Below are 26,860 nucleotides of genomic sequence, written 5' to 3' on the forward strand. Positions count from 1 at the left end.
CCCTGTGACGAGAACCGGCCTCGACAAGGGCGATGAGTCGACAAGGAGACGGGATATGACCGGAATCTGCGACGGACGGGTCGTGATCGTCACCGGCGCGGGCCGTGGCCTCGGCCGCGCCCACGCGCTCGCGTTCGCCGCCGAGGGCGCGCGAGTCGTCGTCAACGACCTCGGTGTCGGCCTGGACGGCACACCGGGCCCCGACAGCCCGGCCGTCCAGGTCGCGGACGAGATCCGGGCGGCGGGCGGTGAGGCGGTCGCACACGGCGGAGACATCGCCACGACCGACGGCGCCGCCTCCCTGATCCGCACCGCCCTGGAGACGTACGGCCGGCTCGACACCCTCGTCAACAACGCGGGCTTCCTGCGCGACCGGATGCTGGTCAACCTCGACGAGGACGACTGGGACGCGGTCGTACGCGTCCACCTCAAGGGCCACTTCCTGCCGCTGAAGCATGCCGCCGCGCACTGGCGTGCCGAGGCCAAGGCGGGCCGTATGCCGGACGCCCGTATCGTCAACACCAGCAGCGGAGCGGGGCTCCTCGGCTCGGTCGGGCAGGGCAACTACAGCGCGGCGAAGGCCGGGATCGTCGGGCTGACGCTGGTCGCCGCGGCTGAACTGGCGCGGTACGGCGTCCAGGTCAACGCGATCGCCCCGGCGGCCCGGACGCGGATGACGGAACGTACCTTCGCCGACACCATGGCGGCCCCCGACACCGGCTTCGACGCCATGGCCCCGGAGAACGTCTCCCCCCTTGTCGTCTGGCTCGGCTCCACCGCGAGCGCCGGCGTCACCGGGCGCGTCTTCGAGACCGAGGGCGGGCGGATCACGGTCATGGAGGGCTGGCGTGCGGGCCCGACCGCCGACAAGGGGGCGCGGTGGAGCGTGGGCGACGTGGGGGAGACGGTGCCGAAGCTGCTGGCGGAAGCGGAGCCGCCGGGAGCCGTGTACGGGACGTGACGCCGCCTTCGTGCTCCGGCGGCCCGGCGCCGAGGACGACCGCCTATGTATCGCACTCCAGCACCGTCCGGCACAAGGAACACCGCGCCCGCATCCGCCCCCGCACCGGCACCCTGATCCGCTGGTGGCAGGTCGGACAGGGGAACGTGACGCGGAGGTGGCCGCCGCCGTCGGGGCTGAAGGTATAGGGCACGCCGGGCTGGGGGCCGTGGACGTGGCGGCGGTCGCGGGCGTAGCGGCGGCGGCCCGCCCAGCCGGCCGCGGTCAGCGGCGGCTGCTGCTCGTCTTGGCGGGCCTGGACCATGCCCTTGGTGTACGCGGTGTAGGCCTGCGGGCTGGTGAACCACACGGACGGGTCCTCACCGAAGACCAGGGAGCGCTTGGCCAGGACGTAGCCGAACTCCTCCGGCGTCAGATAGCCCAGCTTCTGCGACGACGCCGCGTCCTCCCGGTAGGCGTCGAGAAGCAGCCAACCGGCACCCAGATACGTCGTCGCGGTGTCCGTGAGGATCTCGTTGTCGCGGGTGCCGGGGAAGGACAGGTCGAGACGGTGCAGATAGACATGCATGATCTCGTGGGCGAGGGCCGCGCCGATGTCCCGCCGATGGGTGCGGAAACGGTCGTTCAGCTCGACGAAGTACTCCGGGCCCGCGGTGAGTTCGACGTTCGCGGCGTGCTTCATCTCCCGGAAGCTGACGATCACCCGGGCGTCCGGGAGCCGGTAGTGCCGTACCAGCTCCCGGGCCACCCGCTGGGCGCCCAGATACAGGTCGTCGGTGTCGCAGAACGCCACGTCCACGGGGGGCACGCTGGTCGGGAACGTCTGGACGGTGTCGTACGACAGCCGTTTGTAGAGCGCGGTGATCGAGGCCCGCACCGTCTCCAGGTGTGGGTAGCCGTGCTCGACCGGACCGTCGTTCGCCACGCCTGTACCCCCAAGACGCCCTCAACCCGATTCCACTCTACGAGGGTATGAGCGGATTCCGCGGGTCGGTTCCCAGGCGAAGCCCGGCCTGCGTCGACGGCCCCTCGAACTCCAGTACCCACACGTCGTTGGCGCCCTCCCGCAGCACCGGGCCGGGCACGTACAACGACCGCTGCGGGCCCGCCGACCAGTAACGCCCCAGGTTGAAGCCGTTGATCCACACGAACCCGCGCGTCCAGCCCGGAAGCTCCAGACAGGCGTCCCCGGCGCCGCGGACCGTGACCGTACCCCGGTACAGGCCGGCGGCACCCTCCCCGGTCAGCGGCTCGAAAGGCACGTCCGACACACCCGCGTCGAAGGCGTCCAGACGCAGCCCACGCGCGCGTACCCCGTGCAGAAACTGCCGCTCGTGCATGATGCCCCCGGTGATGCCCTTGGGTTCGCCGCTGCGCGGGCCGTAATTGACCCTCCCCAGGGACTCCACCCACAGCTCCACGCGCGCGTGCCCGGCGACGGGCTCCTTCAGCCGCTCGTCGCCCTCGGTGAGCACGCCGGCCCGCTCCCCGTCGACGTACACCACCGCCACATCCCGCAGCCCGCGCGCGATCAGCGGATACGGCTGCCGCGGCCCCGGCACGGTGACCTCGTACCGTACGACACCCCGGTCGACGTCCAGCTCCTCGAAGGAGGGCGGGACGGGAGAGGTGGTCTCGGGGCCGCCGAGGGTTTGAAGTACGGCGCTCAGGGGGGCGAAGTCCGCGAGGTCCACGTCGGCGGGGGCGCCCAACGGCGTGGGTGCGGGCGGGGGTTCGGGCAGGGGACCGTCGGCGTACTCGGCGAGCACCTCGCGCAGGCGCCAGAACTTCTCGGTGGGACGGCCGTATTCGTCGATCGGGGCGTCGTAGTCGTACGAGGTCACGTCCGGCTCCAGCGGCCCGTCGTGCATGTCGCCGCCGCCCCGGTTGGAGCCGGCCCAGCCGGCGAAGCTGGTGCCGCCGTGCGCCATGTAGAGGTTGACCGAGGCGCCGCACGCCAGGATCTCCCGCAGGGTTTCGGCCGCGTCGTCGGCGTCGCGTACGGAGTGCTCCCCGCCCCAGTGGTCGAACCAGCCGCACCAGAACTCCATGCACATCAGCGGGCCCTGGGGACGGTGCCCACGGAGCGTCTCGAACGCCACGCGCGCGTGGGAGCCGAAATTCACCGTGGCGAGTACCCCGGGTACGGAACCGCCGGTGAGCATGTGGTCCTCCGGGCCGTCCGAGGTGAACAACGGCACCGTGACGCCCTCGCCCCGCAGCAGGTCGGCGAGGCGGCGCAGATACTCCGCGTCCGAGCCGTAGCTGCCGTACTCGTTCTCCACCTGAACCATGATCACCGGCCCGCCGCGGTCGATCTGCCGGGGCACGACCTCCGGCAGCAGCCGGCGGAACCAGTCCTCCACGGGACGTAGAAAACGCTCGTCACGCGTGCGTGGATGCCCCGGCACCCAGTGCGGCAGCCCGCCGTTCTCCCACTCGGCGCAGATGTACGGCCCCGGCCGCACGATCGCCCACAGGCCCGCCTCCCGGGCCGCGTCCAGGAACCGGCCGAGGGCGGCGACGTCCCGGAAGCTGCCGGGGGCGGGCTCGTGCAGATTCCACGGGACGTACGTCTCCACACAGTTCAGGCCCATCGCCCGCAGCATCGCCAGCCGATGCCCCCACTGCGCCTCGTGCACCCGGAAGTAGTGCAGCGCGCCGGACAGCAGCCGCACCGGCCGCCCGTCCAGCAGAAAATCCGTGTCCCCCACAGTGAACTCGCTCATGCCGCCACCCTCACCCCTGGCGGCGATCACGTCCATGGACAAAGATCGGCGCTGCTTGGACGGAAACGGCACGGAGCGGAGGCGACCGCCGATGTACCACACCTGGATGCGGTTCTTCACGCCCGGCCCCGCCCACCACCGGCTCGGGCTCGTCTGCCTCGGCGTCGGCCTCCAGTACGGCGCCCTGCCGACCGTGGGACCGCGCACCCTCGACAGCCACGTCGCCGTGGTGATCAGCACGGGCGGCGGCTGGTACACCGGCCCCGACGGCCGCCGTACGACCGTCACCGCGCCCGCCCTGCTGTGGCTCACGCCCGGCGTCCCGCACCACTACGGGCCCGACCCCGACACCGGCTGGGACGAGGGCTTCGTCGGCTTCGCCGGGCCCGCCACCGCCACGTACACCGAACTCGGCTACATCGAACCCGGCCGCCCCGTGGTGCCCCTCTCGGACGCCACCGGCCCGCGCGGCGTGATCGGCCGTATCGCGCGTGCCGCCCGCCGCGACAACCCGCTCCTCGAAGTGGAGACCGGCGCCGCCGTCCACGAACTCCTCGTTGCCCTGCGCCGCGCCCGCGCCGACCTGACCCCCGACGGCGACCAGGTCCTCAAGGCGCTCGCCCGCGATGCCTGTCTGCCGATGTCGGTCGCCGACCACGCCGCCCGCCACGGCATGACCACCGCCGAACTGCGCACCGCCGTCCGCCGCGGCGCCGGCTGCTCACCCAAGGACTACCTGCTCGGTATCCGCCTCGGCCGCGCCAAGGAACTCCTCGCCGCCACAGAACTGCCCGTCGCCGCCGTCGCCCGACGCGTCGGCTACGACGACCCCGCCTACTTCTCCCGCCTGTTCACCCGCCGCGTCGGCATGCCTCCGGTCCGCTTCCGCGCCCAGGAGGGCCGCACCGTCCCCGGCGGCTGGAGCGACCGCGTCCCCGACCCCGACGACCCGCCCGTCATCGAACGCACACACACGCCCTAGGGCGACGACCGGCTGCCTTTCGCCGCCGTGCTGAACGGCCGCCCGGGTGCCCCGTAGGGTTTCGACCATGACCACCAGCAACACCGGAACCGGTGACGTCGACCCCGCCGTCCGTGAGGAACTCGCCCGGCTGCGCGACAGCATCGACAACATCGACGCGGCCGTCGTCCACATGCTCGCCGAACGCTTCAAATGCACCCAGCAAGTCGGCCACCTCAAGGCCGCCCACCAGCTGCCGCCCGCCGACCCCGCCCGCGAGGCCCGGCAGATCGCCCGGCTGCGGGGGCTCGCGGAGAGCGCCAAGCTCGACCCGGCATTCGCTGAAAAGTTCCTGAATTTCATCATCGCCGAAGTGATCAGGCACCACGAGAGCATCGCCGAGGACAAAGTGAACGGCTCCACACCAGCGGCCAATTGACCTCCTCCGATGTGCCCCGGGGCGTGACATCAGGGCCCGCGCGCGGCATGCTGCGCGGTGCACTCCTTGTCAGCTGACGAGCACACCCCGTCAGCGTCCGGACATAAACTGGTTGTCCACGCGGGAGGGACGCCGGGCCATGCCGTCGGAATCCAAGATCCTCATCGTCGACGATCACAAGGACACGCTGTACGCGCTGGAGAGTGCCCTGGCACCGCTGGGCTATCTGCTGGCCCGCGCCACCAGCGGCGACGAGGCACTCAAGCACGTGCTCCGCGGCCAGGTGGGTCTGCTGCTGCTCGACGTGCGCATGCCCGGCGTCAGCGGCCTCGACGTGGTGCGCTACATGCGGCGCGTGGAACAGACCCAGCACATTCCCGTCATCCTGCTCACCGGCTTCGGCGCCGACCAGGAACTGACCTCCACCGCCTTCGGACTCGGCGTCGCCGACCTCGTCATGAAGCCCATCGACCCCTGGGCCCTGCGCACCAAGGTCCGCTATCTGTACGACACCCACCAACGCCACCTCGCCCTCGAACGCGAGGTCCGCGAACTGCGCGCCCTCCTCAAGGACCCGCCCACCCGCCCCGCCCTGCCCCACCCCGACGCCCGCGTACCGACCCAGCGTCCCCCGGGAACACAGACCGGAACACTCGAGCAGGGCCGGACCTGATCGGCGCACGAGCGCACACCACCCGGACATAGGCCGCGTACCGATCCGGCCCTGTGCGTTGTCAGTGGCATCAGGCAGCATGTCCTGCATGTCCGTACTGACGCGCGACGAAGCGCAGACCCGTGCCCAGCTCCTCGACGTCCACCGCTACACGATCGAACTCGACCTGACGACCGGGGACGAGACCTTCGACTCCCGTGTGGTCATCCGGTTCACCGTGCGCGGAGACCAAGCGGCCGCGGACACGTTCGTCGAGCTCAAGCCCGCGGAGCTGCGCTCCGCCACCCTGGACGGACAGCACCTCGACCCGCACACCCTCGACGAGAACCGGCTGCCGCTGAAGGGCCTCACCCCCGGCGAGCACGAACTGCACCTCGACGCCGTCATGCGCTACTCCCGCACCGGCGAGGGCATGCACCGCTTCACCGACCCCACCGACGGCGAGACCTACCTCTACACCCAGCTGTTCATGGAAGACGTCCAGCGCGTCTTCGCCGCCTTCGACCAGCCCGACCTCAAGGCCGTCTTCGACCTGACGGTCAAGGCCCCCGAAGGCTGGACCGTCCTGTCGAACGGCATCACCGAACACCTCGGCGAAGGCCGCTGGCAGGCCGCGCCCACCCCCCTGATCTCCACCTACCTCGTCGCCGTCGCCGCCGGCCCCTGGCACTCCGTACGCACCGAACACCGCGGCCTGCCCTTCGGCCTGCACTGCCGCCGCTCCCTCGCTCCCTACCTCGACGCCGACGCCGAGGAACTCCTCGAGATCACGCGCGCGTGCTACGACCGCTACCACGAGAAGTTCGACGAGCCCTACCCCTTCGACTCCTACGACCAGGCGTTCGTCCCCGAGTTCAACGCCGGAGCCATGGAGAACCCCGGACTGGTCACCTTCCGCGACGAGTTCGTCTACCGCTCCGCCGTCACCGACACCGAGCGGCAGACCCGCGCCATGGTCATCGCCCACGAAATGGCCCACATGTGGTTCGGCGACCTCGTCACCCTCCGCTGGTGGGACGACATCTGGCTGAACGAGTCCTTCGCCGAGTACATGGGCTACCAGACCCTCACCGAAGCCACCCGCTTCACCGACACCTGGGTGGACTTCGGCGTCGCCCGCAAGGCCTGGGGCTACGACGCCGACCAGCGCCCCTCCACCCACCCCGTGGCCCCCGAAGCCGTCGAGGACACCGCCTCCGCCCTGCTCAACTTCGACGGCATCTCCTACGCCAAGGGCGCCTCCGCGCTACGCCAACTGGTCGCCTGGCTCGGCGAGAAGGACTTCCTGGCCGGCATCAACACCCACTTCGCCCGCCACAAGTTCGCCAACGCCACCCTCGCCGACTTCATCGACTCCCTGGCCGGCGCCACCGAACGCGACGTCCACGCCTGGGCCGACTCCTGGCTGCGCACCACCGGCGTCGACACCCTCACCCCCCGCATCGCCCCCGCCGACGACGGCACCTGCACCCTCACCGTCGACCGTGCGGGCAGCCGCCCCCACCACATCGCCGTCGGTCTCTACGACCTCGCCGCCGCCGACGAGGGCCGCCTCACCCTGCGCACGCGCTTCGACCTCGACATCCCGCAGACCGCCGACCTGCCCATCGGCAAGCGCCCCGCACTGCTCCTGCTCAACGACGGCGACCTCAGCTACGCCAAGGTCCGCTTCGACACCGACTCCTTCCACGCCGTGCACGCCGGGCTGTCCCGCCTGCCCGACCCCCTCACCCGCGCCGTCGTGTGGAACGCCCTCCGAGACGCCGTACGCGACGGCGGCAGCAGCCATGAGGGCACGACCACCGAACCCCCGGTGCCCCCCACCGCCTACCTCGAGGCCGCCCGCACCCACCTCCCGCACGAGACCGACCTCGCCCTCGTCCAGGGCGTCCTCGCCTTCGCCTCCACCCACATCACCGACCGCTACCTCACCCCCGAGGAGCGCCCCGCAGCCCTGGCCACCCTCTCCGCCCTCTGCCGCGACCTGCTGCGCCGCACCGAGGACGGCGACAACCCCGGCCTGCGCCTGATCGCCGTACGCCACTTCATCGACGTCGCCGCCCACCCCGACACCATCGCCGCCTGGCTCGCCGACGGCACCGTGCCCGGCGGCCCCGAACTCGACCCCGAGCTGCGCTGGCGCGTCCTGGCCCGTCTCGCCGTCCTCGGCGCCACCGACGAGGCCGCCATCGCCGCCGAGTTGGAACGCGACCCCAGCGCCACCGGCCAGGAAGGCGCCGCGCGCTGCCGGGCCGCCCTGCCCGACCCGGAGGCCAAGAGCCGGGCCTGGGAAGCGATGTTCGCCACCGACGACCTCTCCAACTACCTGTTCATCGCCACCGCCCAGGGATTCTGGCAGCCCGAACAGGCCGATCTCGTCAGGGAGTACGTGCCGCGCTACTACGCGGACGCGGTCGCCGTGGCCGCTCGTCGCGGCCCCGCCATCGCCGACGCCGCCGGCCGCTGGGCCTTCCCCGCCCATGCCGTCGACGCCGACACCCTGCGCCTGGGCGAGGCCTGTCTGCGCGACGGCGACCCGATCCCCGCCCTGCGCCGCAAGCTCGTCGACCAACTCGACGATCTGGCAAGGGCGTTGCGGGTGCGAGAGGCATAACAGCCGCAGTCGCCTGCGCGGGCGCGCGTGTCCGGGGGCAACCCAACTCCCGGACACGCCCGCATAAACCCCGGCCCATGCCCCGCAGCGACACGTACCCCCTTTCGGGTTCCGATCGTTGGGCTTTTCGGGCGCCACCACGCAACCGCGTACAAGCTGGTACTCCCTCTGCCCGGCGCCCGGAGGACACCCATGAGCACGCTGCTGTTCCTCGCCTCAGAACCCGAAGGCCCCCACGCCCTGCGGCCGTTGCTCGACACCGTCCTCGACGCGCTCCGGGACGGCGGGCGGGCACGAGGCGGCCCGCTTCCCGCGGGAGGCCCGGAGGCGGTCGCCGCACGCGTGCGGGACGCGGTGGGCGACGTACTGCCCGACGAGGGTGACCCGGACGCCCTGCGCGCCCTCGTGCACGCCCTCGCCGAAGGCGCCGCCGACCCTGCGCACCCTCTGTGCGCCGCCCACCTCCACTGCCCACCCCTCGCCATCGCCACCGCCGCCGACCTCGCCGCGTCGGCCCTGAACCCGTCCATGGACTCCTGGGACCAGGCCCCGGCGGCATCGGAACTGGAGGCGCTGGTCACGCGGGAGCTGGCGGCGGAGATCTACCGGGGCTGGCTGGGCGGGGTGGGTGGAGCGGCCGGGGCGGGCAGGTTGAGCGGGCCGAGTCGGCCGACAGGGCCAGCCCCTGCCGATGCCGTCGCTTCCCTCACCCCCACCGCCCTCATCACCACCGGCGGCACCGAATCCAACCAACTCGCCCTCCTCCTCGCCCGCGAAGCACACGGCAGCAATGTGCGGCTGGTGATCGGTGCCAACGCTCACCACTCACTGCCCCGAGCCGCCTGGCTGCTCGGCCTGCCCGACCCCGTGGTCGTCCCCGCCCCCGCCGGGACCCTCGACCCCGCCGCCCTCGACGAAGCCCTCAGCACCCTCCCCGGCCCCCGACTCGTCGCAGCCACCGCAGGCACCACCGACGCCGGACTCATCGACCCGCTCCCCGAGATCGCGGCAGTCTGCCGAGCCCGCGGCGCGCGACTCCACATCGACGCGGCCTACGGCGGACCGCTCCTCTTCAGCCACCGGCACCGCGCCAAGCTCACGGGATTGGCGGCCGCCGACACCGTCACCCTCGACCTGCACAAACTCGGCTGGCAGCCGGTCGCCGCAGGGGTCCTCGCCGTCAAGGACGCCCGCGACCTCACGGCGTTGCACCACCGCGCCGACTACCTCAACGCCGACGACGACACCGAGGCCGGCCTCCCCGACCTGCTCGGCCGCTCCCTGCGCACCACGCGCCGCCCCGACGTCCTCAAGATCGCCGTCACCCTCAAGGCCCTCGGCCGGACAGGGCTGGGCACGCTCGTCGACCAAGTCTGTGATCACGCCCGCGAGTTCGCCGCACTGGTCCAGGAGCACCCCGGCTTCGAGCTCTACGACGCCCCCACCATCAGCACGGTCCTGTTCCGGCCCGCCGGAGCCGGCGACGCCGCCGTCGCCGCCGTACGCCGAAAACTGCTCCTCGACGGCCGTGCCGTTCTCGGCCGGGCACGACTCGGCGGCCGGCTCTGGCTCAAGGCGACTCTTCTCAACCCCGCTACCCGGCCAGGAGACCTCGCCGGGCTTCTGAAACTCGTGGAAGGAACCACCCCCCGATGACCAACCCCCCACACCACGAGCCCGACGCACCGCGCGACCTGGTCGGCATCGGCATCGGCCCCTTCAATCTCTCCCTCGCCGCCCTCGCCCACCCCCTGGCCGAACTCGACGCCGTCTTCTACGACCAGCGTCCCGCCTTCGACTGGCATCCCGGCCTGCTCATCGAGGGCGCCACCATCCAGGTCCCCTTCCTCGCCGACCTGGTGACCCTCGCCGACCCCGCGAGCCCCTGGTCATTCCTCAGCTACCTCAAGGCCCGCGAGAGGCTCTTCCCGTTCTACTTCGCCGAGCGCTTCCACATCCAGCGTGCCGAGTACGACGCCTACTGCCGCTGGGTGTCGGAGAACCTCCCCGGACTCCACTTCGGCCACCAGGTCGACGCCGTCCGCTTCAACCCCGAACGCGACGTCTTCGAGGTCGACTTCACCCAGCTCGACAGCGACGGTGAAGCCGAGTCCCTCGGCCGGACCTACACGCGGAACATCGTCCTCGGCATCGGCACCGAACCGTATGTCCCCGAACCGCTGAAGCCGCTGGTCGAGGCGGTCGCGGTGCCCGTCATCCACGCCGCCGACTACATCGACCACCGCGACAGCCTGCTGGCCGCCGGCCATGTCACGGTCGTCGGCTCAGGGCAGTCCGGCGCCGAGGTCTTCCTCGACCTGCTCCGCCACCGCCCCGCCGGCCGAGAGCAACTCCACTGGCTCGGCAGCACCGAGGCCTTCGCGCCCATGGAGTACTCCAAGCTCGGCCTGGAACACTTCACGCCCGACTACACCCGCTACTTCCACGCCCTCGCCGAACCCGTCCGCGACCGGCTCGGCACCTCGCAGTGGCAGCTCCACAAGGGCATCGACACCGACACCATCGCCGCCATCCACGAAGAGCTCTACCGCCGCACCCTGCACGGCGGCTGGCCCGACGCCGTGCTCACCCCCGGAGTCCGCGTCCGCACCGCGGGACGTGTCGCCACCACCAAGGTCGAACTCCACGTCGAACACATCCAGCAGAACACCCGCTCCCGCCTCACCACGGACGCCGTCGTCCTCGCCACCGGCTACCGCGAACGCCCCCTCGACCGCATCCTCGCCGGCCTCGACCCCTACCTGCGCCGCGACAACCGTGAACGCCCGCGCATCGACGGACAGTTCCGCCTGATGCTCGACCCGACCGTCACCGGCTCCGGCTGCCAGGTCCACGTCCAGAACGCCGAACGCCACACCCACGGCGTCGGCACCCCCGACCTCGGCCTCGCAGCCTGGCGCAGCGCCACCATCCTCAACTCCCTGACCGGCAAGGACGCCTACCCCCTCCCACGCCGCACCGCCTTCACCACCTTCGGCCTCGAACCGCAGCCCTACGTCCCGAACCCCCGCCAGGCACCGACGCTCACGCCCCTGGTCCAGGGACGGTAGGAAAACCGCACGCGACGAATCCGCGAGCCGTGAATCCGCGAGCCGTGAATCCGCGTGCGGTGAAAGAAACCGGGCGGCCCTCCTGTTTCAGCAACCGGAACGGGAAGGCCCCCTAAAGCCGCTTACGGCCTCTACGGTCATTCTCATCAGTAACTCCGGTAACAGCCTTAGCGGACAGCTGTGCGACCCTGGTGAAGAAGTACGGAAGGACGCGAAAAAAGGCCAGTCGAATATTCCATGTCTCTCCCTCGCAACCGGACGCGCTGATACCGTCCCGTCCATGTCGCTGATACGGGGGCGTCTGATCTGGGCGATAGTTCTTTTCGGGGGCATGCTCCTCGTGATCTATTTCCCGGCGGACGATCATTTCTTTCGCTTGGTGATCGACTTATTCGCACTGTCGGCCGCGGGAATCCTGTTCCTCGCGGTGCGGGCCATGACGCACCGGCCCGCAGCAACTCCGGCCGCAGGACAGCAGGAGTGGCCCCCCGCGCCGAACGGCGTGCACCGGCCTCCCCTCACCCGCCCTGCGCCCGCAACCGCTTCCGCCGCCTTGTCCCGAGCCGCCGCCGTCACGTCAGTGCCGCGCTTCGGAGCCGGATCGAAGGCCCAGCGTTTCCCCTGGGTGTTACCGGTACGGCCGGCAGCACCCTCCGGTGTCGCCGCCGACGAGGCATCGCTCGGCGACCTCGCCGTACGCGCCGCCTCACTCGTCGGCCCGGGACACCGCTGCCAGGAGCCCGCCACCGCCCGCCAGGACGCCTACCGCCTGGCACGGGACGCGACCGGCGACCACCTCCTGCTGGCCATCGCCGACGGAGTCTCCAGCAGCACCCACGCCGAACTCGGGGCCGCCGTGGCGGCGAGCACGGCCGTCACCCACCTCCGACGCCAACTGGACGAGCCCGGCGCGGCGGTACGGCTGTCGGCGGTGGAACTCTTCGCAGAGGCCGCCACAGCGATGCGGCGCGAGGCCGGGCGGCGCGGGCTGGACCCCGCCGACGTCTGCGCGGTCCTGTTCGTCGCCGTGATCCCCACCCGGCCTGCCGGCCCGTCAGGCGAGCGCACCATGTGGGCCGCCTGGCTCGGTGACGCCTCCCTGTGGCGGCTCGACGACAGGCGCTGGCGCCACGCCGCCGGCGACCGCAAGGAGACAACGCACGGCTACGACTCCAACGCCGTCGCCCACACCCTCCCCGCCGACCCGCAGGCCGCCCGCGAAACCCAACTCGCCCTGCACCCGGGCGACGTGGTGTCACTCGTGTCCGACGGAGTCGGCGACGGCCTCGCGGGCATCGGGGAGTTCAACACCTATCTGGCGGACCACTGGCGGCTGCCGCTGCCCATCGCCTCGTACCTCAACGACGTCGGCTTCGACGCCGAACGGTTCCTCGACGACCGTACGTCGGTGACCGTCTGGATCGACCCCGACGGCATCTCCGGGCCGCCCGGCAGCGCCGACGCACCGGCGGGTGCGCGGCTCGCCGGTCAGGACAGGTGGCCGTCATGACCACCGACTCCTCGGCGTGGGCCGTGCTCCCGGTCACCTCGCTGGCCGACCTGGGCGCCCTCGGTGAACAGATCGCCACGAACAACGGCCAGAGTTCAGAAGTGACCCGCGTCAGCCGCCACGGCACCGGGCCCGACCTCCTCTTCAAGCGCTACAAGGAACCACTGGGCGACGCCGACAGCGACCGGCTCGACGAGCTCGTCGCCTTCGGCCGCTCCGACGCGCCGGCCGGCCGCCCGTCCCGTGAGGTGTTGCTGAGCCGCACCTCATGGCCCGTCGCCCGCGTCACCGACGACACATCCGCCACCGTCGGCTGCCTCATCCCGATGGCCCCGGACCCCTTCCGCTCGGACGGCGGCCGATACCGCGAGATCGACACCCTGGCCCGCCCCGACACGCGACTGGCGAGAAACGGCGGCACCCCGCCGACCGCCGAACAGCGCATCACCGCCTGCCAAAGCCTCGTCGGCATCGCGGTCGCACTGGAGCAGCGCGGGCTCGTCTACTCCGACTGGAACTACGCCAACGCCTTCTGGAACCCGGCCGATTACTCCGTCTACCTCATCGACATGGACGGCTGCGCCAAGGGCACGGGCACCGACATCCACCAGCCCGGCTGGCAGGACCCGCGGGCCCGGACCGGCATACCCGCCGATCTGAGCACCGACCGCTACCGGGTCGCGCTGCTGACCGCCCGCTGCCTCACCGGCGAGCGCAACTTCGCCGAAATGCTCCACACGCTCGACGACCCGCCGAGCGGCGTTCCGCGCAAGGTGGCCCAGCTGCTCCTCGACATGCTCTGGGCCGAGAACCGCGAGGCCAGGCCGCCCAGTTCGGCCCTGCTGGCCGCGTTGCGCGACGGGCCCGAACTCAGGTTCTCCGTGGTGCGCGCCGAGTTGCCCGAGCGACCACCCGCCCGGCGCAGCGACACCGCGGAGCCGCTTCAGTCGGTCATCACCAAACCGGTCAGGTCCAGCGCCTCGTCCACCGCCTCGTCCGGCGCCGAGGGCCCGGACCAGTCGGCGGCGGACCGCCAGGCGGCCTGGGCCATCGCGGTCCTGTTCGTCGTCATCGCCATCGTGGTGATCGCCATCGGCGTGGCACAGGGCTCCTGACGTCGGGCCCGACAGGACGTACCCGGGATTCAGCAGAAGCACAAGCAGAAGCAGAAGAGGAACGCGGATGAACACCCAGGACGACGCGATGCCCGGCGAGGACACCAACGCCTACCGCATGCGGCAGAAATGCCTGCCGACCTATCTGGTGATCGACGCCTCGACTTCGATGCAGCCGCACCAGGACACCCTCAATCGGACCCTCGCCCAACTGCACGCCACCATCTCCGAAAGCCCCCGGGTCTCCGAATTCGCCCACATGTCGCTCATCGCATTCGCCAGCGACGCACACCTGATCATCGAAATGACCGACCTCGACCGCATTCAGGCGATGCCGGAAGTGGTATGCAACGGGCGCACGAATTACTCCGCGGCATTCGACCTCGTCCGCAGCCGCATCGAAACGGACGTCGACGATCTGCGCGGCATGGGCATGGCCGTCCTGCGCCCGGTCGTGTTCCTCCTCACCGACGGCCTTCCGACCGACGACGGCTGGCACGACGCGTTCCGGCGACTGGTCAACCGCTCCTGGTCCCGGTACCCGCACGTCATCACCTATGGCTTCGGCGCCGCCGACCCGGACGTGCTCGGCAAGGTCGCCACCAAGGCCGCCTTCCTCGCCGACGCGGACACCGACCAGGACCACGCCCTGCTGGAGGCACTCGGCAGCCTCCTCAACTCCCTCGTCGCCTCCTCACGCGCGGGAGAGATGCAGATACCCCGCTCCGCTCCCGGATTCACCGCGCAGCCGGTCAGCGAGGAGTACCTGACCGTCCCGGCCGAGTACATGGACTGACCGCCGTGTCCGCCCGCCGCACCACCCGGACGCCCGACCGGCTCCTGCTCACCGCCACGGCCCTCGTCGCGACGGCGGCCGTGCTGCGCCTGCTGTCCCCCGACAGCCCGGCCGACACGGGAACCGAGCCGTCACCCACCCGCTCCGTCTCCACACAGCAGGGGACGCCCGGACCACCCGTCCCACGGCCCCCCGCATGGACACCGCACAACCCGCAACAGCCCCCGGCCGACCTGCCCGGTTCCTGACCCGCTGACCGGCGACCGGCAGCCGACGCGACACCACGCCACGTGGCACCACCCCACGTGGCACCACCCCACGCACACTCCACCAACTGACGAGAGGAGGCAGCCGAACATGACCAGCCCGATCCTCCAGTGCCCACGCTGCGGAGCCGCCAACGACCGCAACTACACCACGTGCTCCGGCTGCGGCACCGTACGCGTCATCAACCCGACGGACGGAGCGCACCCGGCCAGACCCGCCGCACCGCCCCGACCCCGCACCGTCCCACCGCTCGCCGTCAAGACACACCCCACCGTCGCCGCACCCCAGACGCCCCCGGCGCCCCGCTTCGCCCGCGACATCACTCGCTACCTGTGCACGGCCGTCCACACGGACACCAGATTCGCCCGCCGTGCCGTCGAGCAGATCGTCGAGGAACCGCGCCGCGCCATCGCCTCCTCGCCGGGCGTCGACCTCGGCTGCGTACTCAGACACGCCCTGGCGGCCCGCCGTCGCCAGGTACGGCGGGACGTCGTACTCGCCCTGCTGCTCCTGGCCGTGGTGATCATGCTGCCGTTCCTCTCCATCGCGGCACTGGTCCTCGGCTACCTCGTGGCCTGGCTCATCGTCGCCGTCGAATCCCTCTCGGTGCACTACGGCGTCGTCGCCGGCCGGCTCAGCCGAGAGAACTTCAACCCCGACCAGGCGCCCCAGCCCCTCAGCGCCGAGAAGCGACGCCGCATCGAGGCGATCGAGACCCGCGACCGGGGCAACGTCGTCGTCTCCTCGCTCTACGCCCCCTTCATCGGCTACGGACAGGCCACCAGCACCTGGTCCTTCGCCCTCGACACGGCACGTGCCGAAGAGGGCAAACAGGTCATCCCCTTCACCGTCCACGAGATCAACGACCATCTCGCCGCCCGCGTCGGGGACCTGAAACTGCCCGGCGTCCACGTCGAGAACCTGCTGCTCGTCAACGGCAAGGACCTGCTGTACGGCGTGGACGACCGGACCCGGGCCGAACTGCTGCCCGACACCGCAGGACCGCCCAGCGCGAAGGTCTCACCGGACCTGATGCACGAACTGCGCGAGGACGGCAAGGGCCGCGCCCGCCCCTACCTCGCCATCCGGGTCACCGGCTGGAGCGGCGAACTGGCCACCACCTTCTTCCTGCGGTGCGCTCTGCTGTCCGACCGCAAAATGCTCTTCATCGAGGGCAGCAGCTCCCTCCTCGCCCCCGTCCGCGAGCGCTACCGCATCGCGGACCAACTGCTCGGCTCACCCACCTTCCGTCAGTGGTGGGCCCTCGTCAGCCAGGCCGGAATCCGCGCGCCGGCACTACTGATCGGGTCACCCTTCTCCGTCATCGCAGGCCTGTTCGCACCCCTCAACGAACAGAGCAAACAACAACGCCAGGCACGGGAGATCCGCCACCGCACCTTCAACTACGGCGCATCCTTCAGCCTCAGAGACGCCGCCAGCGACCGGCTCTACTACCGCTACTTCCAGGAACTGGACCGGGAGTTGTACGTCAAGACGGTCGAACACCGGGTGCTCGACGCGTTGGTGGAGTTCCTGGAAGAACACAACATCGACACCAACGAACTGATCCAGCGTCAGACCACCATCAACAACACCGGCCTGTACGCGGGCGGCAACGTGACCCTCAACAGCTCCGCCGTAGGCGTCGGCGGCAGCATCGCCGGAGTCTTCCGGCGCGGCCAGGCGACGCCCGGCGCCCCGGGTGGACACGGGCCCGCCGGTTCCCCCGCCGCCACCCCACCCGCGAACCAAGGAAGGTGACGACATGTCAGAATCGTGCACCGGCACCGGCAACAACAGCGGCATCAACGCCGGCGGCGACCTCCACATCGACCGCAGCGCGGTCGCCGTCAACCACTCGTCCGCAACCGTCGGCCCCCCGGACGCGCCCGACCGCGAAGCCGCGATCGACGAACTCCGCACCGCCGTAGGACTGCTCCTGGAACAGCTGCGCAGATACCAGGACCAGTACGAGGACGGCGAGGAACTCGTCCATGCCGCCGAGCGCGTCGAGGAGGAGCTGGCCCAGGAGGAACCGCGGCGCACCGCCCTCCTGCGCTGGCTCGGCTTCATCGCCCCCGGCGTCCAGGCCACCGCCGCGATCGCGGGCGACGTGGCCGCCATTCAGGACAGCGTGACCAGCCTGCTGTGACACCACGCGCGAAGGCCGGCGGCAGACACCGCCGGCCTTCGCGCGCTCCCAGCCCCGGAAAACAGGCCCACGGAAAACAGGCCCGAGGAAAACGGCCGTGCTAGAAGACAGGCGTGCCCGCACGCGTGAGCTTCCAGTCCACCGACGCGAAGTCCTTCGGATCCAGCACACCCTTCGCGGTCACCCACTCCGCGATCCGCGTCCGGATCTCCGTCGACTCCGACCACAGCTCCTGCGCAGAGGCGACGTGCGGAAACGCGCCGCCGCCGTTCGCCCGGTAGTTGTTCACCGCGAACACGAACTGCTGCGCATCGTCCAGCGCGGCACCGCCGTACGTCAGGTTCTTGATCCGCGAACCCGCCGCCTGCGCGATATCGATCTCGTACGACAGCCCCGACACGTAGTCGTAGTTGTAGTCCGGACGGTTGCCCGCGTTCGTCAGCTTCTCCACGTCGACCGGGGCGTCCGCCGCCGTCTGCACGAAATACTGCGCCGAATACTCCAGGTACGCCTTCACCTGAGCGCCCGTCAGCAACTTCGCGACCAGCGTGTTGTCGTACACGTACAGGCTCGACAGATCCCGGATCGTCACATCGCCGGCCGGGATCTGAGACGTCCGCGAGAACGGCGACGCCTGCGCGATGACCGGCAGCGACGCATGCTCCGTACTCGCCAGCGCCGCCTTGACCACGTCCTCCTGCACCTTCGTGATCAGGTCGATGATCGGGGCGTCCTTGTAGCGGGCGTCCACCGTCGTCAGCGTCTCGGTGGCCGTACCGACGACCTGGTTGACGTACTCCACGACGACATCGTGTTCGTCCTTGAGCAGCTTGGTGATCCGCGGATCGTCGGCGACCGTCTTCGAATCACGCAGCGTCGCCTTCACCGACTCGACCTTCCAGCAGCCCTTCTCCAGGACCAGCTCGAAGTCGAACAGCGACAGCCGCTCCGCGTAGCACAGCGGCTCCGACAGCACGACCTTCTTACCGGTCGCCTCGTTCGTGACCAGCAGCTCCGGGATCTCCACGTGCGCGTGCCCGACCAGGATCGCGTCGATCCCCGGAACCTGCTGCGCGACCAACGCCGCCGAGTTCTCGACGTACGGCAGCTGATCACCGTACGACGACGTACCGGACGAACCGGAGTGCGCCGACACGACCACCACATCCGCGCCCATCGACCGCAGCTTCGGCACCCACTTCGCGGCCTGCTCCTCCAGACCCGGGAACGTCAGCTTGCCCTCGACGTACGCCTTGTCCCAGATCGCGATACCCGGGTTGGTCAGACCGAGGACGGCGACCTTGACCGGCGGGGCGCCCTTCACATGGAACTTCTTGATGAAGTACGGCGGGAACGCGGGCCTGAGGGTCTTCGCGTCCAGCGCGTTCGCACCCAGCAGCGGGAAGTCGCACTGCTCCTCGAACTTCCGCAGCGTCTCGATGCCGTAGTTGAACTCGTGGTTGCCCAGCGCCACCGCGTCGTACCCGATCGCGTTCATGGCCTGCGCCATCGGGTGGACCGGACCCCCCTTCGCCGTGATCGGGTCCACCTTGGCGTAGTAGTACGTCAGCGGAGTGCCCTGAATCGTGTCGCCCGCGTCCAGCAGCAGCGTGTTACGGCGGCCCTTCTCCTCCCGGACCTGATTCACCAGCGTCGAGATCCGGGCCAGCCCCTGCGCATTGCCCTGGGCGTCGGTGTACTCCGCGTCCTTGAAGTAGTCCCAGTTGAAGACATGGCCGTGCAGGTCCGTCGTGCCCATCACCGTGAACGAGTACCGCTTCGCCGGCTTCGGCCCCTTCTTCGCCTCCGCGGCCTCGGCCGCCGGAGCCGCCGCCGCGCCGGCCAGCGCGACCCCCGCCCCCGTCACGGCTGACTTCTTCAGGAACTTCCGACGGTTCAACGGCATCTCTGGACACTCCTCGGGCCACGGTCGATGACGCGCGTAGACCGAACACGATCGACGACGCGCGTAGATTCTGACCCGTACACGCCGACCAGCAACAGGCCCCGCAGGTTTCGATCTGATGACCCCACCTGTGAACTGACCACCCCGACAAGCGAGTAAGCCATGCCAGAGTGGGACGTATGACCACACCGCCCGCAGACGATCCCCGCCCCGCCGTCCCCTACGGCACCCCGGACGCCCCCCGCATCGCCGTCCGCGGCGAAGCCCGCCTCGAAGTCGACCCCGAGATCGCCCGCATCGGCGTCACCGTCGCCTCCCGCGGCAAGGACCGCCGCACCGCCCTCGACGACCTCACCCGCCGCAACACCGCCGTCCTCGACCTCATCAAGACCTACGGCGACGCAGTCGAACACCTCGAAACCGGCTCCTTCTCCATCAGCCCCGAACTCAAGGAAAAGGGCCGCGGCGAACGCATCCACGCCTACCACGGCCGCGTCCACATCACCGCCGAACTCACCGACTTCACCGCCCTCGGCGAACTCACCACCCGCCTCGCCGACCAGGAACTCACCCGCGTCGACGGCCCCTGGTGGGCCCTGCGCCCCGACTCACCCGCCCACCGCGAAGCCCGCCGGCAGGCTGTGAAGGAAGCGGTCCAGCGGGCCAGGGAATACGCCGAAGCACTCGGCACCTCACTCGCGGCCCTCGTGGAACTCGCCGACATCGGAGCCGAGAACCCCGAGCCGTACCCCCTCGCAAAAGGCGCCCGCATGCGCTCCGCCGCCTACGCCGCCGAGGACGCAGCCGCCGCCCTCGACCTCGAACCCCAACGGCAGAGCGTCTACGCCCAGGTCAACGCCCGATTCACCATGACGCCGCCCCGCCTTTGACCGCGACGTCGAAAATCGGCCCGACCGAATGTGCGACGGACCGCAGAATGCTCATCAGAGCACCCCTCCGCGCAATTCAACAGTTGTCAACACCCCTTCACGCAAAGGTTGTTGAGTGGTCATGCTCAGCCAATTCCCTACCCGCAGGTAAGGTCTAGGCTCAAAACATGCGCCGAGCAAAGATCGTCTGCACCCTGGGCCCCGCCACCGACTCATACGACCAGATCAAGGCACTGGTCGAAGCCGGAATGGACGTCGCCCGCTTCAACCTCAGCCACGGCGACTACGCCGACCACGAGGAGCGCTACCAGCGCGTACGCAAGGCCTCCGACGAGACCGGCCACAGCGTCGGCATCCTCGCCGACCTTCAAGGCCCGAAGATCCGACTCGGCCGCTTCACCGAAGGACCCGTACTCCTTGAACGCGGCGACACCTTCATCATCACCGTCGAAGAAGGCGCCGAGGGCGACCAGCAGCAGTGCGGTACGACATACGCCGGCCTCGCCGCCGACGTCACCCCCGGTGAACGCGTCCTCGTCGACGACGGCAAGGTATGCCTCGAAGTCACCAAGGTCGACGGCCCCCGAGTCCACACCACCGTCATCGAAGGCGGCATGGTCTCCGACAACAAGGGCCTGAACCTCCCCGGCGTAGCCGTGTCGGTCCCCGCCCTCTCGGAAAAGGACGAGGCAGACCTGCGCTGGGCGCTGCGCACGGGCTGCGACGTGATCGCTCTCTCCTTCGTCCGCAGCGGCCGGGACATCGACGACGTCCACCGCATCATGGACGAGGAAGGCCGCCGCCTCCCCGTCATCGCCAAGGTGGAGAAGCCCCAGGCAGTCGAAGCCATCGACGACATCGTCGCCGCCTTCGACGGCATCATGGTCGCGCGAGGCGACCTCGGCGTGGAAATGCCGCTCGAGCAGGTCCCGATCGTCCAGAAACGCGCGATCAAACTCGCCAAGCGCAACGCCAAGCCGGTCATCGTGGCCACCCAGATGCTCGACTCGATGATCGAGAACTCCCGGCCGACCAGGGCAGAGGCCAGCGACGTCGCCAACGCGGTCATCGACGGCACGGACGCCGTGATGCTCTCCGGCGAGACCAGCGTCGGCAAGTACCCCATCGCTGTGGTCAGGACCATGTCGAAGATCGTCGAAGCCGCCGAGGAAGACATCCTGGCAAAGGGCCTCCCGCCCCTGACCGAACGCAACAAGCCCCGCACCCAGGGCGGCGCGGTCGCGCGTGCGGCCGCCGAAATGGGCGACTTCCTGGGCGCGAAGTTCCTGGTCGCCTTCACCCAGTCCGGAGACACCGCCCGCCGCCTCTCCCGCTACCGCTCACCGATTCCGTTGCTGGCCTTCACGCCGGAGCCGGCGACGCGATCGCAGTTGAACCTGACATGGGGCGTGGAGACCTTCCTCGGCCCCCACGTCGACTCCACCGACGCGATGGTCGACCAGGTCGACGAACTGCTCCTCAAGTACGGCCGCTGCCAAAAGGGCGACACCGTCGTCATCACCGCCGGCTCCCCGCCCGGAGTCTCCGGCTCCACCAATCTGGTGCGGGTGCATCACATCGGGGAGGACGACAAGTAGTCGGGGGTCAGTGTTTGGGGCCTACGTGGGTGTCCAGGAGAGCTACCGAGGCCTTCTTCGCGACGGAGATGTTGTACGGGTTGCCGTGCCGGGTGCAGTGCGTCCACTCGATGCCGAGCCTGTCGAGGGTGTCGGTATAGAGCCGGCGGATGTCGTCGGACACGTTGGTGAAGAAGTACCGGGGGTATTCGTAGCGCTTGCGCTCACCGGCGACGAGGCGCGTGGTCCAGTTGGTGATGCGGCAGCCGTCGGAGTGGATGAGGCCACGAACGAACTCCCAGGGGTGAGCATCGACGATCGCCTGTTGCCAGGGTTCGAGGGTGATGTGGCGCTCGTGCTTCCTGCCAGGGCCGTGCTGGGGGAACAGGCAGTGCAGGTGCTTCGAATACACCTTTACGTTGCTGCAGCCGGTCCTGCGAACGCGGCAGACGGAGTTGTCGGGGAAGACCGTGCGCATGGCCTGCTCGCAGTCGTCCATGAGGCCGGGCCATGACTCGCTGCAGGTGATCATGAGATTCGGCGCTCGATGCTCGGAGTAGTGGCTGATGTGGCCGTCGCCGAGGTAGAGGCCCAGTAGGTAGCTGTACGCCGGATCGTCGAGGGCTCGCCCATCGCACCGGGGGCACTTGGGTTCGTGGCGGCCGGGGCACTCGCCGCGTTTTGCTCGGTCCAGATGCTTCCAATAGCCGATCGTCCCCAGCGGAACATTGAGCCGTCGGGCCACGTCTGCGTTCTTTGCGCCGTTGCGCAGTAGTGTGACCGCTTTGTGTCGCACACCAGTGTCGTGGAAGTTCATGCGGACACTCTGTGTGACTGATCGCGACCCTGTGCATGAAAAAGCGGAGAACCACGCGAACGTGATCCTCCGCTTTCCGTTTCCAAGTGCCCGGTGTGGGATTCGAACCCACATGCCCAAAGGGCACGGCATTTTGAGTGCCGCGAGTCTGACCAGTTCCTCCAACCGGGCAGGCCAGGGGGACTGCCGAGAAGCATACCGGGTCACCGTAGCTCCCCGCCTCTAGGTAGGCTGCATAAGCAGCAGCACCTGCCCGGCCCGCAACAAGGAGCCCCCGTGACCGCCCCCGAGTCGCCCCAGCCCGTAGACGCGCCCGACGACGACAAGTCGCACGTGCCTCCGCTGACGACCCGTGTCGTCATTGCCGAGGACGAGGCACTGATCCGGCTCGATCTGAAAGAGATGCTGGAGGAGGAGGGGTACTCCGTCGTCGGTGAGGCCGGCGATGGGGAGCAGGCCGTGGAGCTTGCCCGTGAGCACAAGCCGGACCTTGTGATCCTCGACGTGAAGATGCCGAAGCTGGATGGCATTTCCGCCGCCGAGAAGATCGCCGAGGAGCGGATCGCCCCCGTCCTGATGCTCACCGCGTTCTCGCAGCGTGACCTCGTCGAGCGGGCCCGGGATGCCGGTGCGATGGCGTATCTCGTGAAGCCGTTCAGCAAGAGCGATGTCGTTCCGGCGATCGAGATGGCTGTTTCGCGGTTCACGGAGTTGAAGGAGCTGGAGAAGGAGGTCGCGGACCTCAGTCTGCGGCTTGAGACCCGGAAGCTCGTGGACCGGGCGAAGTCGATTCTTCAGACGCAGTACGGGCTGACCGAGCCGGCCGCGTTCCGGTGGATTCAGAAGACGTCGATGGATCGCCGGATGTCGATGCAGCAGGTTGCCGAGGCGGTTATTCAGGACGCTGATGAGAAGAAGGGCAACGGCAAGGGCTGAGCCCGCGCCGCTGTGCCCAACGACGATGCCCGCGCCCCTGCAACAGGGGCGCGGGCATCGTCGTAGAAGCGCTGGACCTCAGTCCTCGCCGAGGTATGCCTTCCGTACCGACTCGTCGTGCAGCAGGTCCTGCCCGCTGCCCGAGAGGACGATGTTGCCGACCTCCATGACGTGCCCCTGGTCGGCCAGGGACAGCGCGGCCTGGGCGTTCTGCTCGACCAGCAGGATGGTCGTGCCCTGGGACTTGAGCTCGGCGATCGTCGACATGATCTTCTGCATCATGATCGGCGAGAGGCCCATGGACGGTTCGTCGAGCATGAGCAGCTTGGGCTGGGACATGAGCGCGCGGCCCATGGCGAGCATTTGCTGCTCGCCGCCGGACAAGGTGCCCGCCGCCTGGTTACGGCGTTCTCCGAGGATGGGGAACAGGTCGTAGGCCCGTTGGATGTCCCGTTCGATGCCTTCCTTGTCGTTGCGGAGGAAGGCGCCGAGCTGGAGGTTTTCGAAAATGGTGAGGCGGGGGAAGATGCGCCGGCCTTCGGGGGAGTGGGCGAGGCCGAAGGAGACGATCTTGTGGGCGGCGATGCCGGTGAGGGGCTTGCCGTCGAACAGGATCTTTCCGCTGGTCGGCTTCAGGAGGCCCGACAGGGTGCGCAGGGTTGTTGTCTTGCCGGCGCCGTTCGTGCCGATGAGGGTGACGACCTCGCCGGCCTCGACGCTGAAGGAGATGCCCTTGACGGCTTCGATCTTGCCGTAGGAGACGCGGAGGTCTTCGACCTCGAGGAGTGCGGTCACTGGGCGTCTCCCTTGGTGCTGGTGGTGCTGTGTGCGTCGGCCACGGCTTCGGCGGCCGCGACTTCGGCCGCTTCCGCTTCGCCGGGGGCGCCTTCGAACGGCTCGCCCAGGTAGGCGGCGATGACTCGCTCGTCGGCCTGGACGACTTCGGAGGTTCCTTCGACGAGCTTCTCGCCCTGGACGAGGACGGCGACGCGGTCGCACAGGTTGAAGACGAAGCGCATGTCGTGCTCGATGAGGAGGACGGCGATGCCCTTGTCGCGGATGGCGAAGACCAGTTCCTCGGTGGCCCGCGTTTCCTGGGGGTTCATGCCGGCGGTCGGCTCGTCGAGGAGCAGCAGGCCCGGTTCGGACGCGAGTGCTCGTGCGATCTCAAGCTTGCGCTGTTCGCCGTAGGGGAGGTTGCGTGCCAGGTGGTCGCGCTTGTGGGCGAGGCCGATGAACTCGAGGAGTTCCATTGCGCGTTCTTCGCTGGCCTTTTCCGCCTTCTTGAAACCGGGGCCGCGCAGGAGGGCGGACCAGAGGCCTTCCTTGGTGCGGGTGTGGCGGCCGACGAGGACGTTCTCGAGGACCGTCATGTTGGCGAAGAGGCGGATGTTCTGGAAGGTGCGGGCCATGCCGGCCTGTGTCACCAGGTGTGGCTTCGGTGGCAGGACCGTGCCCTTGTACGAGACGGTGCCTTCCGTCGGGATGTACAGGCCCGTCAGGCAGTTGAAGAAGGTTGTCTTGCCGGCGCCGTTGGGGCCGATGAGGCCTACGATTTCGCCGGAGTTGACGGTGAAGTCGACCGAGCGGACGGCGGTGAGGCCGCCGAAGCGCATGGTGACGCCGCGGGCTTCGAGTACAGGTGTCGTCATGATGCTCACGCCCCCGTCTTGGTGACGGCGGCCGGTTCGCCGGTCAGTGTTGTTGTTTCTGGTACGTCGAGTTGGCCGGTCTCGTGGAATTCGAGCTGGCGGCGGCGGTTGGCGATGATGCCTTCGGGGCGGAACCGCATCAGGAGGATGAGGGCGATGCCGAACGCGAGCAGCGACTTGTCCTGGAGGAAGACCAATTTCTCCGGGAGGAGGTAGAGCAGGGCCGCGCCGAGGATCGGGCCGGCCACCGTGCCCATGCCGCCGAGGACGACGGCGGCGAGGAGGAAGGCCGAGTTCGGGGGCGTGGAGCCGGCGAACTGGTACGGCGTCGGTACGACGCTGTAGGTGACGTGGGCGCTGACGGTGCCGGCGAGGCCGGCGAGGGCGGCGCCGAGGGCGAAGGCGATGAGTTTGACGCGGAAGCCGTTGATGCCCATGGCGGTGGCGGCGGTTTCGTCTTCGCGGATGGCGATCCAGGAGCGGCCGATGCGGGAGTCGGCGGCGCGGGTGTAGACCAGGACCACGATGGCCATGATCAGCACCATGAGCAGGTAGTAGTTGGCGAAGCGGCCGAGGGTGAAGCTGCCGAGGTCGTGGGATTCGCCGAGGTTGAACCCGAAGAGCTTGAGGTCCGGGATGGCCGGGATGCCGTTAGGTCCGTTGGTGATGTCGGGGCCGGAGTCGCCGTCCATGTTGTTGACGGCGATGCGGAAGATCTCTCCGAACCCGAGGGTGACGATGGCGAGGTAGTCGCCGCGCAGTCGCAGAGTGGGGGCGCCGATGAGGACGCCGAAGATCAGCGATGCGGCGGCGCCGGTGAGGGCGGCGGCCCAGAAGGGGAACTGGACGCCGGAGAAGGTGGAGAACTCGGAGCCGGATACGAGGGCGGCGGTGTAGGCGCCGACGCCGAGGAAGGCGACGTATCCGAGGTCGAGGAGGCCGGCGAGGCCGACGACGATGTTCAGGCCCAGGGCGACGGTTCCGAAGATCAGGATGTTGACGCCGATGTTGGCGTAGTGGTCGTCGGTCTGGGTGAAGGGGAACGCGATCGCGGCGGCGAAGCCCATGGCGAGCGTGAAGCTGCGATTGTTCGCGATGATCCGGGAGAAGCGGTCGATGAGGCCCGCGGTGTGCAGGGCCCAGGCGGCGAAGATGACGACGATGAGGTAGCCGATGAAGAGTTCGCCGTATTCGGTGTCGATGCCGTAGGTGAAGACGAAGAGACCGATGATCGTGACGACGGTGACGACCGCGCGCTCCAGCCAGGGGCTCAGGGGCTGGGGGGCGGGGATGCCGTCGGGCTTGGCGAGGTACGCCTTGAGGTTCTCCTTGGCGTCGTCGGAGCGCTTCTCGGGGAGGGCGAAGGCGCCGATGACGGGCAGGAGGGAGGCCACGGCGGCGATGTAGCCGCCGGGTTCGAGGTTGACGACGCCGCCGAGTTCGACGCAGATGGAGATGACGGCGTACCAGGTGACGCCGAGGCCGCCGAGGGCGTTGAGGGCGAGTGGTGCGTTGTTGCCGGCGGGCAGGAGCCAGCCGAGGCCGCGGATGCCGTACGACGCCAGGGCGAAGAGGGCGGTGAGGACGCCGGCGGTGAAGGTCAGCCACTGCAGGCCGCCGGGGTAGCCGGTGATGGTGAGGTCGCCGGGGAACTCTGAGGTCCAGGTCCAGGCGAGGAAGGCGGAGGCGGCGGTGGCGATGCCTCCGGCGAGGAGGAGCGCGCGGGCTGCCGCGAGGGGCAGCGGTATGAGGCCGCGGGTGGTGGGGGTGGTCTTGGTGAGGTCGGTCATCGTG

Annotated in this window: 23 protein-coding genes and 1 tRNA gene; 16 read left to right on the forward strand and 8 right to left on the reverse strand. The window is 69.4% G+C overall.

Annotation, left to right across the window (positions count from 1 at the left end):
• Nucleotides 1-55 precede the first annotated feature (55 nt).
• The gene (locus tag ACIHFB_RS10970; RefSeq protein WP_400126443.1) at nucleotides 56-961 is read left to right on the forward strand and encodes an SDR family oxidoreductase; all 906 of its coding nucleotides are present in this window, start codon (nucleotides 56-58) and stop codon (nucleotides 959-961) included.
• Nucleotides 962-1,004: 43 nt separating this feature from the next.
• Here ACIHFB_RS10970 and ACIHFB_RS10975 read toward each other — a convergent pair whose 3' ends face one another.
• Both ACIHFB_RS10975 and ACIHFB_RS10980 read right to left on the reverse strand, forming a co-directional pair.
• The gene (locus ACIHFB_RS10975; protein ID WP_365277669.1) at nucleotides 1,005-1,886 is read right to left on the reverse strand and encodes a hypothetical protein; all 882 of its coding nucleotides are present in this window, start codon (nucleotides 1,884-1,886) and stop codon (nucleotides 1,005-1,007) included.
• 37 nt (nucleotides 1,887-1,923) lie between these two features.
• Nucleotides 1,924-3,690 (reverse strand): beta-galactosidase family protein, encoded by a 1,767-nt coding sequence (locus ACIHFB_RS10980; protein ID WP_400126445.1) that lies wholly within the window; start codon nucleotides 3,688-3,690, stop codon nucleotides 1,924-1,926.
• Nucleotides 3,691-3,781: 91 nt separating this feature from the next.
• On the opposite strand from ACIHFB_RS10980, the gene ACIHFB_RS10985 reads away from it, so the two are divergent.
• The 12 genes from ACIHFB_RS10985 (at nucleotide 3,782) to ACIHFB_RS11040 (ending at nucleotide 17,288) form a co-directional block, all read left to right on the forward strand.
• Nucleotides 3,782-4,672 (forward strand): AraC family transcriptional regulator, encoded by an 891-nt coding sequence (locus ACIHFB_RS10985; protein ID WP_365277674.1) that lies wholly within the window; start codon nucleotides 3,782-3,784, stop codon nucleotides 4,670-4,672.
• A 67-nt stretch (nucleotides 4,673-4,739) separates the two neighbouring features.
• Complete coding sequence (locus ACIHFB_RS10990) at nucleotides 4,740-5,090, forward strand: chorismate mutase (RefSeq protein WP_365277677.1); 351 nt, start codon at nucleotides 4,740-4,742, stop codon at nucleotides 5,088-5,090.
• Nucleotides 5,091-5,229: 139 nt separating this feature from the next.
• Nucleotides 5,230-5,763 (forward strand): response regulator, encoded by a 534-nt coding sequence (locus tag ACIHFB_RS10995; RefSeq protein WP_365277680.1) that lies wholly within the window; start codon nucleotides 5,230-5,232, stop codon nucleotides 5,761-5,763.
• 88 nt (nucleotides 5,764-5,851) lie between these two features.
• Entirely contained in the window at nucleotides 5,852-8,377 is a 2,526-nt protein-coding gene (gene pepN / locus ACIHFB_RS11000) for an aminopeptidase N (RefSeq protein ID WP_365277683.1), read from the forward strand.
• Nucleotides 8,378-8,569: 192 nt separating this feature from the next.
• Nucleotides 8,570-10,033, forward strand: coding sequence for a pyridoxal phosphate-dependent decarboxylase family protein (locus tag ACIHFB_RS11005; protein ID WP_400126448.1), 1,464 nt, complete (start codon nucleotides 8,570-8,572; stop codon nucleotides 10,031-10,033).
• Entirely contained in the window at nucleotides 10,030-11,448 is a 1,419-nt protein-coding gene (locus tag ACIHFB_RS11010; protein WP_365277689.1) for a SidA/IucD/PvdA family monooxygenase, read from the forward strand. Before ACIHFB_RS11005 ends, ACIHFB_RS11010 begins: the two co-directional genes overlap by 4 nt.
• 379 nt (nucleotides 11,449-11,827) lie before the next feature.
• Complete coding sequence (locus ACIHFB_RS11015) at nucleotides 11,828-12,958, forward strand: protein phosphatase 2C domain-containing protein (RefSeq protein ID WP_365277692.1); 1,131 nt, start codon at nucleotides 11,828-11,830, stop codon at nucleotides 12,956-12,958.
• A complete protein-coding gene (locus ACIHFB_RS11020) occupies nucleotides 12,955-14,073 on the forward strand; it encodes a hypothetical protein (RefSeq protein ID WP_365277695.1) in 1,119 nt (372 codons plus the stop codon). The genes ACIHFB_RS11015 and ACIHFB_RS11020 overlap by 4 nt, the downstream gene beginning before the upstream one ends.
• Before the next feature lie 67 nt (nucleotides 14,074-14,140).
• Nucleotides 14,141-14,869 (forward strand): VWA domain-containing protein, encoded by a 729-nt coding sequence (locus tag ACIHFB_RS11025; protein ID WP_365277697.1) that lies wholly within the window; start codon nucleotides 14,141-14,143, stop codon nucleotides 14,867-14,869.
• Nucleotides 14,870-14,874: 5 nt separating this feature from the next.
• Nucleotides 14,875-15,117 (forward strand): hypothetical protein, encoded by a 243-nt coding sequence (locus ACIHFB_RS11030; RefSeq protein ID WP_365277700.1) that lies wholly within the window; start codon nucleotides 14,875-14,877, stop codon nucleotides 15,115-15,117.
• A 109-nt stretch (nucleotides 15,118-15,226) separates the two neighbouring features.
• Entirely contained in the window at nucleotides 15,227-16,897 is a 1,671-nt protein-coding gene (locus ACIHFB_RS11035) for a TFIIB-type zinc ribbon-containing protein (protein ID WP_365277703.1), read from the forward strand.
• Between the two features lie 4 nt (nucleotides 16,898-16,901).
• The gene (locus ACIHFB_RS11040) at nucleotides 16,902-17,288 is read left to right on the forward strand and encodes a hypothetical protein (RefSeq protein ID WP_365277706.1); all 387 of its coding nucleotides are present in this window, start codon (nucleotides 16,902-16,904) and stop codon (nucleotides 17,286-17,288) included.
• Between the two features lie 100 nt (nucleotides 17,289-17,388).
• On the opposite strand, the gene ACIHFB_RS11045 is transcribed toward ACIHFB_RS11040, so the two are convergent.
• Complete coding sequence (locus ACIHFB_RS11045) at nucleotides 17,389-19,194, reverse strand: 5'-nucleotidase C-terminal domain-containing protein (RefSeq protein ID WP_365277708.1); 1,806 nt, start codon at nucleotides 19,192-19,194, stop codon at nucleotides 17,389-17,391.
• Between the two features lie 179 nt (nucleotides 19,195-19,373).
• On the opposite strand from ACIHFB_RS11045, the gene ACIHFB_RS11050 reads away from it, so the two are divergent.
• A complete protein-coding gene (locus ACIHFB_RS11050; protein ID WP_365277711.1) occupies nucleotides 19,374-20,084 on the forward strand; it encodes an SIMPL domain-containing protein in 711 nt (236 codons plus the stop codon).
• A 167-nt stretch (nucleotides 20,085-20,251) separates the two neighbouring features.
• Nucleotides 20,252-21,682 (forward strand): pyruvate kinase, encoded by a 1,431-nt coding sequence (gene pyk / locus ACIHFB_RS11055; RefSeq protein WP_365277714.1) that lies wholly within the window; start codon nucleotides 20,252-20,254, stop codon nucleotides 21,680-21,682.
• A gap of 7 nt (nucleotides 21,683-21,689) precedes the next feature.
• Here the strand turns inward: pyk and ACIHFB_RS11060 are convergent, their stop codons facing one another.
• Together ACIHFB_RS11060 and ACIHFB_RS11065 are read right to left on the reverse strand one after the other, a co-directional pair.
• On the reverse strand, nucleotides 21,690-22,478 hold the full coding sequence (locus ACIHFB_RS11060; RefSeq protein WP_365277717.1) for a helix-turn-helix domain-containing protein: 789 nt from the start codon (nucleotides 22,476-22,478) through the stop codon (nucleotides 21,690-21,692).
• A gap of 87 nt (nucleotides 22,479-22,565) precedes the next feature.
• A tRNA-Leu gene (locus tag ACIHFB_RS11065) sits at nucleotides 22,566-22,649 on the reverse strand.
• Nucleotides 22,650-22,754: 105 nt separating this feature from the next.
• Between ACIHFB_RS11065 and ACIHFB_RS11070 the strand changes: the two genes are divergently transcribed.
• Nucleotides 22,755-23,414, forward strand: a complete 660-nt coding sequence (locus ACIHFB_RS11070; protein ID WP_365277720.1) for a response regulator — start codon at nucleotides 22,755-22,757, stop codon at nucleotides 23,412-23,414.
• Between the two features lie 78 nt (nucleotides 23,415-23,492).
• On the opposite strand, the gene ACIHFB_RS11075 is transcribed toward ACIHFB_RS11070, so the two are convergent.
• The 3 genes from ACIHFB_RS11075 to ACIHFB_RS11085 are packed head-to-tail and all read right to left on the reverse strand — an operon-like array spanning nucleotide 23,493 to nucleotide 26,856.
• Nucleotides 23,493-24,209 carry an ABC transporter ATP-binding protein gene (locus ACIHFB_RS11075; protein WP_365277723.1) on the reverse strand — a complete coding sequence of 239 codons (717 nt, stop codon included), beginning with the start codon at nucleotides 24,207-24,209 and terminating at the stop codon, nucleotides 23,493-23,495.
• On the reverse strand, nucleotides 24,206-25,066 hold the full coding sequence (locus tag ACIHFB_RS11080) for an ABC transporter ATP-binding protein (protein WP_365277726.1): 861 nt from the start codon (nucleotides 25,064-25,066) through the stop codon (nucleotides 24,206-24,208). The genes ACIHFB_RS11075 and ACIHFB_RS11080 overlap by 4 nt, the downstream gene beginning before the upstream one ends.
• Before the next feature lie 5 nt (nucleotides 25,067-25,071).
• Nucleotides 25,072-26,856, reverse strand: a complete 1,785-nt coding sequence (locus ACIHFB_RS11085; protein ID WP_365278277.1) for a branched-chain amino acid ABC transporter permease — start codon at nucleotides 26,854-26,856, stop codon at nucleotides 25,072-25,074.
• Between the last annotated feature and the right edge of the window lie 4 nt (nucleotides 26,857-26,860).

The sequence above is a fragment of the Streptomyces sp. NPDC051963 genome (genome assembly GCF_044593495.1).
Lineage (GTDB): Bacteria > Actinomycetota > Actinomycetes > Streptomycetales > Streptomycetaceae > Streptomyces.